Origin of the sequence: Salinisphaera sp. SWV1 (assembly GCF_052044155.1) — a bacterium.
In the GTDB taxonomy this organism is placed as follows: Bacteria; Pseudomonadota; Gammaproteobacteria; order Nevskiales; family Salinisphaeraceae; genus Salinisphaera.
The window spans coordinates 38489-52484 of sequence record NZ_JBQDYE010000012.1; the positions used below are offsets into that span (position 1 = coordinate 38489).

Annotated in this window: 8 protein-coding genes and 1 riboswitch; all 8 genes read left to right on the forward strand. The window is 60.6% G+C overall.

Going from position 1 to position 13996, the window contains the following annotated elements; translation table 11 throughout:
- Nucleotides 1-549 precede the first annotated feature (549 nt).
- On the forward strand, nt 550-1401 hold the full coding sequence (locus ACS8YF_RS07870) for a PEP-CTERM sorting domain-containing protein (protein WP_440849667.1): 852 nt from the start codon (nt 550-552) through the stop codon (nt 1399-1401).
- A 479-nt stretch (nt 1402-1880) separates the two neighbouring features.
- Nucleotides 1881-3374 carry a sodium/proline symporter PutP gene (putP, locus tag ACS8YF_RS07875; protein ID WP_440849668.1) on the forward strand — a complete coding sequence of 498 codons (1494 nt, stop codon included), beginning with the start codon at nt 1881-1883 and terminating at the stop codon, nt 3372-3374.
- An 824-nt stretch (nt 3375-4198) separates the two neighbouring features.
- A riboswitch (cyclic di-GMP riboswitch) is annotated at nt 4199-4289 on the forward strand.
- A gap of 97 nt (nt 4290-4386) precedes the next feature.
- A complete protein-coding gene (locus ACS8YF_RS07880) occupies nt 4387-6618 on the forward strand; it encodes a hypothetical protein (RefSeq protein ID WP_440849669.1) in 2232 nt (743 codons plus the stop codon).
- Between the two features lie 127 nt (nt 6619-6745).
- Entirely contained in the window at nt 6746-7846 is a 1101-nt protein-coding gene (wecB, locus tag ACS8YF_RS07885) for a non-hydrolyzing UDP-N-acetylglucosamine 2-epimerase (RefSeq protein WP_440849670.1), read from the forward strand.
- Between the two features lie 342 nt (nt 7847-8188).
- Nucleotides 8189-8314 (forward strand): PEP-CTERM sorting domain-containing protein, encoded by a 126-nt coding sequence (locus ACS8YF_RS07890; RefSeq protein ID WP_440849714.1) that lies wholly within the window; start codon nt 8189-8191, stop codon nt 8312-8314.
- A 608-nt stretch (nt 8315-8922) separates the two neighbouring features.
- Complete coding sequence (locus ACS8YF_RS07895) at nt 8923-10329, forward strand: TIGR03013 family XrtA/PEP-CTERM system glycosyltransferase (protein WP_440849671.1); 1407 nt, start codon at nt 8923-8925, stop codon at nt 10327-10329.
- Nucleotides 10330-10374: 45 nt separating this feature from the next.
- A complete protein-coding gene (prsK, locus tag ACS8YF_RS07900) occupies nt 10375-12480 on the forward strand; it encodes an XrtA/PEP-CTERM system histidine kinase PrsK (RefSeq protein WP_440849672.1) in 2106 nt (701 codons plus the stop codon).
- 3 nt (nt 12481-12483) lie between these two features.
- Nucleotides 12484-13848, forward strand: a complete 1365-nt coding sequence (gene prsR / locus ACS8YF_RS07905) for a PEP-CTERM-box response regulator transcription factor (RefSeq protein WP_440849673.1) — start codon at nt 12484-12486, stop codon at nt 13846-13848.
- The last annotated feature ends 148 nt before the right edge of the window (nt 13849-13996 follow it).

The following is a 13996-nucleotide window of genomic DNA, read 5'->3' on the forward strand; positions in this document are numbered from 1 at the left end:
TTGGTGAGCGGCGGTGATGGTGGCAGGGCAGCGGCGAACCGTATCGACGGCAGTATCGTGTGGCCCGCCCATCAAGGATCTTGCGCTTATGCGCCCACCGGATCGCCCCGAACGGCGGCATCGGACGTTGGGCCCGGGATGCATGTCGGCCTGGCCCGGGGCGTATCTGAAAGCCGTTCCCGTCGGAAAACCTGACAGGCGATGGCGGGTTGCCGTTCCACATGGACGCACCTCGCACGCGTTCTTGTCGGATTGGGCGCGGCACATGTCCAGGCGCCTCCGTTACACGGGGCGCCCCGCGCCGTGTCTTGCACCCAAAGTCCGGCCTTCGGGGCCTTAAACCGACCGAATGGGGCGCGTTGTGCCGCGCCCGGGGTGGCGCGGTTTGGCGCCGCCGTCCGGTGTCGCCTGAATCGAAAACGTTCCGGGCGGCAAGATCCCATGTCGGTCATTCACTGGCCGATGGGTCGGCCTGTCGGAAAAGTTGCCAACAGCGAATGTGCGCCATGCATTAAATGCAAAAACTATTGAAATTAAAAGATAAAATAGATGGCATACACATTGCTTACTGCGACGCAGCCGAGCGATTTTCGGTGGTCCACTCATCCCGACACGGGAAAGCTGAAGATGATGAATAAATTTTATGGTTCGGCTGTCGTGATTGCCGCCCTGGCTTTCACCGGCACCGCCTTCGCCAACCAGATCGACGTCAATACGAGCGGTAGCGAGCCGTCGCTATATGACATCGCCAACAGCTCGGACTATGGCACCGGCCTGGACGGCAAAGGACTGTTTTCTGGTCTGAACGCCGGTTCGCCTCAGGTGAACAATGGTCATTGGCAGATTGGTGGCACCGGCACCAGTGTCAGCGTGCTTGAAGCGACATATACGAAGAACTTCAAGGATGCCACTTTCGGCGTCTATAGCATGACGGATCCGTCGAAAAAGTTGAACTTGCTCGGCGGAGGCACTCAGAACGGCGCGAATCAGGACATAAACACTAAGGGCTACCTGAATTACTCCAGGAGTGGTGTTTTTTATTCATACATCGAAAACGCACGCACGCAGAAAAGGCTGTATACCAGCGATGATGTTGATTTCGGTACCGGCATATTCGGGTATTTTCTCACCATAGGCGGAAAGACCTATTATTCGGATAGCACCCTGAATAAGGGCGGTGAGGCCCGAATGGTGGGTTACGCGGCGGACGGCAGCGGCACTGCGACTGCTGGCGAGTATCTGTTGGGCTGGGAAGATGGCACCGACGGCGACTACCAGGACTACGTGGCGACCGTCGAGTCGGTTCGTCCGGTCCCGGAACCCTCTTCGATTGCCATGTTTGGCGCCGGCCTGCTGATGATCGGTTTCGCCGCTCGTCGGATTCAGAAGCGCGACGTCTGAATGTCCTTGTGATGATGACAGCGCCGGCCTGGCCGGCCTCGTAGTAATCCCGGACAACGGCCCGCCTCGGCGGGCCGTTTTTTAAGGTTCGTTCGATGCGGTTCACATGCGGCCGGGCCGCTACGGTCTGTCGTCACGGCCTGCCCGACCACCAGCGGCTGCATGCCAAGTCACCTCGGTCGACGTGGAATCGCGCGGCTCCCCCTTATCCGCCACACGTTGACCCGAAGCGGCATGCAAGCGTGGACCGAAACCCGTATCGTGTCGTGCGCGATTGAAGGGACGCTGGGCCGGTTGGGTCGCATGCGCGACTAAGGTCGAAGGCGGGCCGGCGTGTAAACCGAAAACCGCGGCCCGAGGCGTTTGCGCGAACGGCGACAAGCCTGGTGGCGGATCGTCAACCTATTGTTGCACTGGTCATTCGTGCAATTACCGGTAAAGTTGTAAGGCTAATTACTCGATCCGAACACGGGGGCATCATGGCAATTGGTGTATGGATCAGCTTGATCCTTTATTTTCTCTTGATGCTGGGCATAGGGTTCTATGCCTGGCGGAAAGCAACGGATTCGTCCGAAGGTTACATGCTCGGCGGGCGAAATCTCAGTCCGGCGGTGGCCGCGCTGTCCGCCGGCGCATCGGACATGAGTGGATGGCTGCTTCTGGGGCTGCCCGGCGCGCTTTATGTGGCGGGCCTGGTTCAGGCATGGATCGGCATCGGCCTGTTCGTCGGCGCGTTCGTCAACTGGATCGTGGTGGCGCCGCGTCTGCGCGAGCAGACAGAACGGTACGATAACAGCTTGACTATCCCTGAGTTTTTGGCGAACCGCTTTCCAAGCAAAGCGATGGCGCTACGCACGGTGTCGGCGATCATCATCGTCGTGTTTTTCGCGGTGTACACGGCCTCGGGGTTGGTCGCAGGTGGCAAGCTGTTCACCAGTGCATTCGGCGGGCTTATCCATATCGGCTCGCTCAGCGAATACGATGTCGGCGTCTGGCTGACCTTGATCATCGTGCTGACCTATACCGTGGTCGGCGGCTTTCTGGCCGTGAGTCTTACCGATTTCGTCCAGGGCTGCATCATGATGGTGGCTCTGGTGTTGATGCCTATCGTCGTGCTGTTCGGTAGCGGTGGTGGCGGTTACGCCCAGGCGTCGCAAACGCTGGCGGGGGCCGGGCCGAATTTCCTTTCCTGGACGCACGGGCTGACGATCATCGGGTTCTTCTCGGCGGTGACGTGGGGTTTGGGCTATTTCGGTCAGCCGCACATCATCGTGCGCTTCATGGCGGTCCGGTCGGTGGCCGAAGTGCCCAAGGCGCGCAACATCGGCATGACCTGGATGTTCATCTCGCTGGCCGGTGCCATCAGCCTGGGTATATTCGGCCGCGCGTACGCCATGCGTAATGGGTTAACCGTGAACGACCCGGAGACCATCTTCATCATCCTGGCGCGCCTGCTGTTCAATCCGCTGATCACGGGTTTCCTGTATGCGGCGCTGCTGGCGGCGATCATGAGCACGATCTCCAGCCAGTTGCTGGTGTCGTCCTCTTCGCTTACCGAGGACTTTTATCGGCTGTTTCTGCGCAAGGAGGCCAGCGAGCGCGAAAGCGTGCTCATCGGGCGGCTCAGCGTGCTGCTGGTGGGTGTCGTCGCGGCATTCATTGCGCGTAACCCGAATTCGCAGGTTCTCGGGCTCGTCAGCCACGCCTGGGCGGGCTTCGGCGCCGCATTCGGGCCGTTGATGATTCTCTCGCTCACGTGGCGACGGATGTCGGGAAGCGGCGCGGTCGCGGGCCTGGTGGCCGGCGCGGTAACCGTGATCTTCTGGATATCGATGGGCTGGGACGGCAGCTTCCTTGGCGGACCGGGGGTCTATGAAATCATTCCGGGCTTCATCGTGGCGTGGATCGCAATCGTCGTGGTCAGTCTGTTGACCGAGACGCACGGGGAATATCGAGCGCTCGAGGCGAGCTGATTCCAGGGGGATTCGATCGGGCCAGGGCCGCCAGAGGTCCTGGCCGATCCAGGCAGAGATGCCTGGATCGTTCATTCGTGCGTGGCGGTAGGGCGAGCCGATTTCCATCTGTCCATGGCACGTAGCCTGCCACGCCAGCCATTTCCACGGCCGTCATTCGGCGTTTTCATGGGCGCTATCAGTGCCCGTCGCCGTACCCAATCCGGGAGAACGGCGCCGATCGGGATTATTCCGCGGGCATACCCGGCAACGCCGGACGGTGCGCCCGGGCCATCGATGCAGGGCGCCACGCGAAGGGGCACCTCGGGCCTTGTTCACCGCCCGGCCCGCAACCTCGCATCGCGCGCGACTATCGACTTTCTGACGATCGTGTAATCCTCGACCTTCGTATTGCCAGGGTCCAGGACCGTGCCGAAGCGGGCCCGCCGAGACGCCGCACGCGTGTGTTAACCAATTGGGCAAACAAGACACGATAACGGCTTGTCATGTCTTGCAAACCGGGCGAGACCGGAGTGGCGGGATTAGCCGCCGCCATTTGAGGATCGCCCGGAGACCGTAGCGCTGCGCGGCGCGCACCGCGTTCTCGACGTGTTTTCATGAATTCATAATAGTGGACTTGCACATTCCGCTTGCGTACTGTTCGCCGACCTGGGGAAAGTACGTCCGGGTTTTCACGGAGCCTGAAGAACGGCAGGCCGAGTCGTATGCGGGTTGCTATCCCGGCAGGACGCGCCAACGGCGCCGCGAGAGCCGCTCGGGCTCAGGCGGTCCGGCCTGGCTGCGTTGTGCATGGGTTGTGCGGCAATACATTGTTTGGCTCGTTTCTGGGATAAAGGCAAAGCCGTCGAAAGACGGTGACGCAAAGCCACGGATCTAAAGCACGCTCAGACGTGCCAGGACGGCTGGGCTGCCGCTGGACGAATGCAGGCAGCGAATTTTGATGATTCAAGATTCCGCAGTGTGCCGTGGGGTTCGCACTGGCGACGGAATCCTCTTTAGAGGTCCGGTTTCTATGGCCAATCGCCTGACAATCATGTTCATTTGCGTCACTGTAGCGGCTGTCCTGGTGGGCTGCGGCGGAGGCTCTGGCGGCAGCGGGGGCAGCACGAGCAGTCAGCCGGCGGGCGGAGGCAACTCGGGAAGCCTGTCGAGCAGTTCATCCAGCCTGCCCAGCGGCGCGGCGCGTCATATCACGGATGTCAGTGTGCAGAATTACGGCAGTGGCAACTCTGCCAGTACCGTGGACGTGACCTTTGGCCAGGTGTTCGCGAAAGGTGACGTGGGCGCCAGTCAGCATGTGGTGGCCGCCGTCAACGGCAAGATGCTACCGACCCAGGTGGATCGCAAGGCGACTTGGGCAGACGGGTCTGTTCGACACAGTGTTGTCACGGTGCAACTTCCGGCGCCGGCCAGCGGCAAGGCGACCACGCTGCAGTTGTATGCGGTGGCCCACAACGCGGGCCTGGGGCTGGGTACTGTGTCGCTTGGTGATCTGCTGGGCACCAACTTCACGGCAAACGTCCGGATCACGCTCGGCGGTACGACCTATACGGCGAATGCGCGCAACGCACTTGAGCAGATCGCCCAGAGCGGAACCTGCCCCGCGTGGGGGCAGCGAAGCTGCAAGCGCTGGTTGGCGGGCGGCCTCGCAAGCGAGTGGATTGTGCCGGCCACATTGACCAGCGGCAACGCCACGGCGCCTCGGCTGCGTGTTTTCTTCAACGTGCGGGCGTATCGGGCCGCTGACGGGAGCATCGGTAACGTTCGTGTCGACTCGGTCATTGAAAATGACCAAGCCTACAATGTGTCGCCCTCGAACGAGACGTACGACGCCGTGCTTAACGTCGGTAGTTCGAATTATTCCGCCACTGGCATCACGCATTACACACAGGCGCGCTGGCACCACGTGTTATGGAGCCAGGGTAATCCGTCGATGTATGTGAAACCGGATGTGGCTTATTTACAGAAGTCCGGCGCGATATCGAAATACGCGGCCGTTACGCCTACCAGCAGTTTCCTTAATAGTGTTACGCAAAGTGCCGCGCCCATGACCCACGCGGACCAAACGCCTTATATGGGGACGACGGGGGCGCAGCCCGCTATCGGGCCGTTGCCGCGCTGGACGAGCGCTTTCGTTGTCTCAGGTGATCGGCGCGCGTTTAACTGGATGGTGGCAAACGATGACGCCGTAGGGAGCTATGGGTTCCACTATCGAGATCCCGTCACCGGTCGACCGCTGACTATTACCAACCATCCCTACGTCACTATCGCGGCTCTGAGTTACGCCCGGCAGGCGGGCGGTCAGTACCAGAGCGATCTGTTACCTGCATGTGGCGGAGATTGCTCAAGTCCCTATACGTTTGATATTGCTCATGAGCCCTCAATTGGTTACGTGCCTTATTTAGTAACCGGAGATTTTTATTACCTGGAAGAAATGCAGTTCGAAGCGAGTTACGATGAGCTCTGGTCCAATCCAGCATATCGTGATTACGACAAAGGCCGGTTGATTGTGGCGAACCCGCAGGTCCGCGGGCAGGCATGGACACTGCGGACCATTGCTGATGCAGCATTTGCTACGCCGGATGGCGATCCTTTGAAAAGCTATTTCACTCATCAAATCGATTACATTATCAATGACTATATCAAAACTTACGTTGATAATGCCGCCTCACACCCTCTGCACGTATTGGACGGGGGAAACGCAATCATCTATACGCTTAATGGTGCGGCCAAGGTGGGCATAGCGCCATGGCAGCAGGATTTTTTTACCTGGTCGGTTGGTCATGCGGCGGTGCAGGGCGTGCCGAATGCCGGTCAGTTGCTTGGCTGGATGGCGAAGTTTCAGGTCGGGTTGATGACATCCGGCCCGTCTGGATCGACTGATGGGTTCTGCTGGCTTGAAGCGTCGGGTTACGCTTTCCAGGTGCGAGATTCGGCGAGCGCACCTCAATACTCAACCCTGTCGCAGGTCTATAAGGCGACCTATCCACAGCTCTATGGCCTTAAGTGCAACTCGCAAGAGATGGTGAACGCGATGAGTTCTTCGACTAGCACGCAGAAAATCAGCGAGATGGATGGTTATTCCAGTTCACCCACCGGATTCCCATCCAATCTGCAGATTGCGCTTGCAGCAGCTGCGAATAGTGGGATTGCGAAGGCAGGTGATGCTTGGTCCGTGTTTTCGAATCGTTCGGTCAAGCCGGATTATGCGAACTATGCGAATTTCGCGGTCGTGCCACGCTGAAGAACGACGCGATCCGGCCGGCCACCGTCCGGATCCTCGCCTCTGGTGTGCCGCCCGCTCGGTAATGGTGGCAGGGTACACTGTGTGCCGTTTGTTCTATCGTTGATTGCATTCAGCGCGGGGAGGCATGGTCGCAAAGCTCGGTATAGATCTGGTCGCCGCCGCGCGGCCGAATTTCATAAAAATGGCGCCGCTTTTTAACGCGTTATCACGTGAGTCCTGGTGTAGCACTCGGCTAATACATACAGGGCAGCATTACGACGACAATATGTCGGCTGCCTTTTTTGCGGACTTCATGCTGCCCGAGCCGGATGTCCATCTTGGCATCGGCAGCGGCACGCATGCCGAGCAGACCGGGCGCACGCTCATGGCATACGAAAGCGTTTGCCTTGAACATCGGCCCGATTGGGTCATCGTGGTGGGCGACGTCAATGCCACACTCGCGTGCTCTCTTGCCGCCACCAAAATCGGGGTTCGCGTCGGCCACGTCGAGGCAGGGCTTCGCAGCGGCGATCGCAGCATGCCGGAAGAGATCAATAGGATCTTGACGGATGCGGTCGCAGATTTGCTGTGGACGCCCTCGGTCGACGCGAACGAGAATCTTCGGTTGGAGGGTATTCCCGGAGAACGTGTTGAATTCGTGGGCAACGTGATGATCGACACGTTCGAGTTGATGCGCTCACGTATCGAGGCAGATCGAACTTGCGAAGAGTTGGGGCTCGCTGCCGGCAATTACGCGGTCGTCACGTTGCATCGTCCGTCGAATGTCGATGATCCCGCGAGGCTTGCGACGCTGGTTGATCGCCTCATTCGCATAAGTGCTGACTTGCCGCTCGTTTTCCCGGTGCACCCACGTACCCGGAGTCGGCTCGTCGAAAATGGTCTCTGGCGGCGGCTGGACGCATGCGCCGGGATCTCGCTGATCGAGCCGCAGGGGTACGTGCGTTTCATGAATCTGCTTCTGAGGGCTGCGCTCGCGATTACCGATTCGGGGGGGATGCAGGAAGAAACCACGTACCTCGGCATCCCGTGCTTGACGCTTCGGGATACCACGGAGCGCCCGATAACGCTAAGCGAGGGTACCAATCGTCTCGTGTGCGGCGAGGAACTGTTCGACGCAGTGCGGGGCGCGATGCGAATGAGCGGCGATCGGCCCCGTGTATCGCTCCCATTGTGGGATGGATACGCGGCCGAGCGAATCGTGGATAGCCTGAAGCGACATGCGTGAGAGGGCATCGGCGTCGGAAAAGCAGACACGCCCGAGGCCTGCTGTTCGGAGGTGCGGCCCGGCGTTGAACGCAGCGCTGGGCGCGCGGAAAAACTTGTTATACTGGCGCCGTAACAAAGCGCCTGTGTGCGGACTGGAGTTTTTTCGATGAGAAACATGATGACTAGCAAATCTCGCCGTACTCAATTTATGGTGCGTGCCGCGATTGTTGCCTTGTGCCTGGGTGCGGCGCCCATGGCATTGGCAACGTCGCCGGGTGATTCTGCGCCCGACGGAGCTGGGTATTTATTGTCTCATGGGTCCACTTACTACAGGCCGGATGTCTTCCGGCACGGCGAAATCATGGGCTATCGCGAACGCCGTGATGTGCCCGAGCCGGCGACCTGGGGCATGTTTGGCCTGGGTGTTGCCATGATTGGAGTAGGCGTTGCCTCGCGTCGGCGGCGGTCCCGCGCTGCCGGCGAATGACGTCTGGCCGGGCGCCGTCATCGGATCGCGATGGCGCGTGCGGCAGTGGCGATGGTGTGAGCCCCTGATGCCTGACGGTGCCGGGGGCTTTTTGTTGCACTACTATGCATGCGGGGCGCTTCGTCGCGAGCGTGAAACGGGTGTCGCAAAAACTGTCATTTGGGACGTGTCGGCAAGTGTTTAATTTATAAAGATGATTTGGCTTTTCTGATCGGTGGGCCGAAGTGGTTGCGAGTCGTGCGTACGAGCCGATGGGCGCCAGCGCGCGGCGTGCTTCTTGTAAGGTTTTGATTTTGGGTTGAGTTGTTTTTGCGCGAGGCGGTGCGCGGCTCGCGGTGCCGCGGCAGTGAGTGCCGTGCGCCCGCGAGCCCCACTGGATGGATTACGGGCGGAACCGTCGAAATAATTAACGTGCCATCACCGCCGCATGCCGATTGCGGTAGTATCGACTTTGTTGAAGTCTTCGATCGTGGGGCGTGCGAGGCCTGTGCGCGGCGGTCGATTCATGGGCGGTCAGGTATGACGCAACGCCTGGTGGGTCGGCAGAGGCGCTTTATACGAGCGTGATGCGGTCGAAGGAGGGGGGCGCCTTCAATGCTTGGGGAGTCATGAATACGCTGCGTATCTTTAATCACCATGTGCATGTCAAGTTCGTGTTGCTGGGCCTGCTGCATTTCCTGCTGCTGATCGGTTCGGTGTTCGCTGCGGTCAATATTCGCTACATCACGGCCGACGCCCCGGTGATTGCTGACTATCCCATGATGACGCTCAAGGCCATGGCCTATGGGGTGATCATGGTGCTGTGCCTGAGCGCGATGGGGTTATACCGGCCGCATCGGGAAAATAATTACCTGGCCTTGTTTGTTCGTGTTCTGGTGGCTATCGCCTTCGGCGCGGTGTTCGCCGTCGTGGTTTATTACATCCTGCCCGGTGTTTACCTCGGCCGCGGTGTTTTCGGCCTGTCGCTGCTGCTTTCGGCCATTGGTGTCGCGGTAGTGCAGATGCTTTTTCACGCCACAGTGGCGCAGAGATCGCCACCGTGGCGTGTGTTGTTCTACGGCGCGGGTGACAACGCGGCCGAATTGCTGGCTTTTCTGCGTCGTCGCAGTGATCAATCGTTGTTCAATCTCGTGGGCTGTGCGGTCATCGACGGGGAGTCGGTCAAGGTGACCGACACGCTGCAATGTCGGCTCGATACGACGCTTTCGGATTACGCGCGTCGCCATGCCATCGACGAGGTCGTGGTGGCGATGGATGATCGGCGCCACAATTTTCCGTCGGATGCGCTGATCGAATGCCGGGTCTCGGGGATCAACGTCGTCGACATGCTCACGTTTTACGAGCGCCAGACCGGGAAAGTGAAAACCGAGCTTCTGCAGCCCAGTTGGATCATCTTTTCGCGCGGCTTCCGCCAGGGAGCGGTCGATCATGTGCTCAAGCGGTTGCTGGATCTGGTGGCGTCCCTAGTGCTGTTTGTTGTGCTCTGGCCGTTCATGGTCGTGGCTGCGGTCGCGATCAAGATCGAAGACGGTCTCACCGCGCCGGTGCTCTTTCGGCAGACGCGAGTCGGGCTCAACGGCCGGGAATTTCCGATCTACAAGTTTCGTAGCATGCGGGTCGACGCCGAGGCCATGTCCGGGCCGCAGTGGGCTGCGCAGGACGATCCGCGTATCACACGGGTCGGCCACACCATCCGCAAGTTACGCATTGATGAGCTGCCGCAGCTCTGGAATGTGTTTTTTGGCCACATGAGCCTGGTGGGGCCCAGGCCAGAGCGTCCGGAGTTCGTCCAGCACCTGGTCACGATCCTGCCTTATTACCGGGTGCGCGAGTGCGTCAAACCGGGGGTGACCGGGTGGGCCCAGCTGGGATATCCCTACGGCGCCTCGGATGAGGATGCCAACGGCAAGCTGCAGCTCGATTTGTATTACGTCAAGAATCGCAGCCTGTTTCTCGATCTGCTCATCCTGATCAACACGATCGAGGTCGTGCTGTTCCGCAAGGGCAGCCGGTGAACGCCGGCTCAGGCCGCCTGCGCGGCTGATATCGGATCCGTCGCGATGTTTCCCGATCTCGACATCACCCAGGTGTGGTTGCTGTCCAACGGCGTGGGGGCGGTGGCCTTCTTTGTATTGACGGCTTTCATCATGCTCGGGGTCCGCGCGCATCACGGCGCCTCGCGGCTTTTACTGGTGGCCAGCGCGATGACCGGCTTCTGGTTTACGTTCCTGGCCGCGGCGCCGCTGATTACCATCAGTGGTCCGCTGCTCGATGTCGTGGAAACCGCGCGTACCGGGCTGTGGCTGGTGACTGCGGCCTGGCTCGTTCCGGTCGGCCGGATGTCGATGCGCCATCGCTGGCTGCGGGGGATCGCCGTCACCTTGCCCGTTTCGATCATGGGCTACCTGTTGTGGCGTCTGGCCGGCCCCTCCGGAATGATCGCCACCGGCCACAGCGTGCTGTTCACGGTGGGCGCGATCGTGATGAGTCTTTATGGGCTGGTGCTGGTCGAACAGACCTATCGGGCCAGTGATCTGGATGCCCGTTGGGCCGTGAAGTATCTTTGTCTGGCGCTCGCCACGTTGTTCGCATACGACTTCGTAATGTATTCGGGCGCCCTGGCCGCTCATCGCATCGCATTGTCGGTCTGGAACGCACGCGGTGCCGTTAACGCGCTCGTCGCGCCGTTGATCGGGCTGGCCGCGGCGCGTAACGCCCAGTGGTCGGCACGGGTCAGTGTGTCCAATCAGGTGATCTTTCGCACCGGCGCCTTGATCGTGGCCGGCGCCTATCTGATGGTCGTGGCCGGCGGCAGTACGTATATCCGCCGGTTCGACAGCAGTTGGGCCGAAGTGACGGCGCTGCTGTTCACCGTGACCGCCACGTTGTTGCTGGTGGTGTTTTTCCTCTCCGGTCAGGTTCGCGGTCATGCCCGTGTGCTCGTACACAAGCATCTGTTGCAGTATCGCTATGATTATCGCGAGCAATGGCTGGCGCTGACGCGACGGCTGAGCCGTGACGATGGTGATCTCGACGTATACGAGCGGGCGATCCGGGCGATTGCACAACCGGTGGACAGTCCGGCGGGCGCCCTCTGGCTCGCGCGTGACGGGCGTTTCACCTGTGTTGCGGAATGGAACATGGCGGCCGCGGCGGATGTGTCCGAACCCCTGACCGGGGCGCTGGCCGTCTATCTGGGGGAGACGGCCTGGGTGGTCGACCGCGCGGAATTCGGGCGCGACCCCGACAAGTATGGTGGTTTCGAGGCGCCCGGCTGGTTTATGACGCTCGAGCGCGCACGGTTGATGATTCCGCTGTTTGCGGGCCAGCACCGGCTGGTGGGTTTTCTCGTGCTGGCCGAGCCGCGGGCCTCGTTCGAGCTCAACTGGGAGGAAATCGATCTGCTCAAGGCGTTCGCGCAGCAGATCGGGGTGTATCTCGATTACCAGGAAGCCAACCGCGCGTTGACCCAGGCACGTCAGTTCGAGGCCTTCAACCGACTGACGGCCTTTCTCATGCATGATTTGAAAAACATTGCCGGCCAGCAGTCGCTCATGCTGGAGAATGCCGAGCGGCACAAACACAACCCCGCCTTTGTCGATGACATGATTGCCACTATCGAGCACTCGGTCACCCGTATGCGGGGTGTGCTCAACCAGCTGCAAAAGGTGTCGCGATCGGAGAATCGCACCGAGCGCGTGGATGTCGACGCCGCCATCGATCAACTCATCGATGAGCTGGCCGGGACGTCCCCGGCGCCGGTCCGGCGGGGGGCGGCGAGCGGGGCCGTTGTGAATGCGGATCGTGACCGATTGATCATGGTGCTGCGGCATCTGGTGCGCAATGCCCAGGATGCGACCGGTGAACACGGGCAGGTTGAGATTGAAACGCGGTTCCGCGACGGTGGTATCGAAATCGCGGTCAGTGATGACGGCGAAGGGATGACCGCCGCTTTCATTCGCGATTCTCTGTTCCAGCCGTTCGTGAGCACGAAGTCGACGCGGGGCATGGGGATCGGGGCCTACCAGGTCCGTGATTTTGCGCGCACGGCCGGTGGTGATGTGTTCGTCGTCAGTACGCCGGGTCGAGGGACGCGGTTTGCGATGGTGCTGCCGGTGGTCGCCGATGCATCGGCCGAGCCGGTCTTTGTCGAGGGGAGAACCTGATCCATGAATGCAGTGGCCGAACGACTACTGATCGTCGAAGACGATCCGGGATTGACGCGACAGCTGCGTTGGAGCTTTGATCAATACGATCCGGTTTTCGCCGCGGACCGAAACAGTGCCATCGACCAGGTTCGCCGCCATGAACCCCAGGTCGTGCTGCTCGATCTCGGCCTGCCGCCGGCCGCTGACGGGATCGAAGAAGGAATGGCCGCACTGTCGGATATTCTGCGGCTCGCGCCGGCGACCAAGGTGATCGTCGTGACCGGAAATGGCGATGAGGATAGCGCGATCAAGGCGATCGCGGCGGGCGCCTACGATTTTTACCAGAAGCCGGTCGAAATCCAGGTCGTCGAACTCATTATCCAGCGTGCTTTCCATATCTGGCAGCTCGAGCGCCAGAACCGCCGCCTCCGGGCCGACGCGGACCGCCCGCTCGATGGCCTGATCGCGACCAGTGAGTCGATGCGGCGTATTGTCCGCCAGATCGAAAAGATCGCGCCGACCAGTGCAACCACGTTGCTGCAGGGCGACACCGGTTCGGGCAAGGAGGTGTTGGCGCGCGCGTTGCACCGGCTCAGCCCGCGGGCCGAGCGTCCGTTCGTCGCGATCAACTGTGCGGCGATCCCCGAGCACCTGCTCGAGAGCGAACTGTTCGGCTACGAGAAGGGGGCTTTCACCGGCGCGCAGAAGCAGACGCTCGGCAAGGTGGAGTTGGCGGAGGGCGGCACGCTTTTTCTCGACGAGATCGGCGACATGGCCCCAAGCCTGCAGGCCAAACTCCTGCGGTTTCTCCAGGAACGCGTGATCGAGCGTGTTGGCGGGCGCCACGAGATTCCGGTCGATGCACGCGTGATCTGTGCGACGCATCGCGATCTCCAGGCGCTGATCCAACAGGGCGATTTCCGCGAGGATCTGTATTACCGCGTTGCTGAAATAACCATCCGTATCCCGCCGCTGCGCGAACGCAGTGGCGATGCCATCGCGATCGCGAAAGCGCTGTTCGAGCGGGCCAACGAAGAACACGGTCGAACGCTGCGCGGTTTTTCGCCGGACGCGCTGGCCGCCATCGAGCAGCACGATTGGCCCGGCAATGTGCGCGAGTTGGAGCATCGTGTGAATCGGGCGGTTATTCTCGCCGAAAGCAAATTGATCGATGCCACGGATCTCGGGCTGAGCGAGACCACATCGGATATGGATGACGGTCAGCTCAATCTGCGGCAGGTCCGCGATGCCGCCGAGCGCAGTGCGCTGGAAAAGAGTCTGGGCCGGGCCGATGGCAATATTTCGCAGGCTGCCCGGTTACTGGGCGTGTCGCGGCCCGCCATTTACGATCTGATGCGCAAGCATGGGATCGAGCAGAATAACTAGGGTGTGTTGCCGTGTTCGGTCAAACGGCCCGCGGGGCGGGTATGTTGCCCGGCACCGTGTTGTCGAGCGTTCATGGTACCGGGCTACACTGCGCCAGCAGTGTTTGCTTTCGAACATAATGGCCGCGCATGGGCCGTGTGAGCCGGCA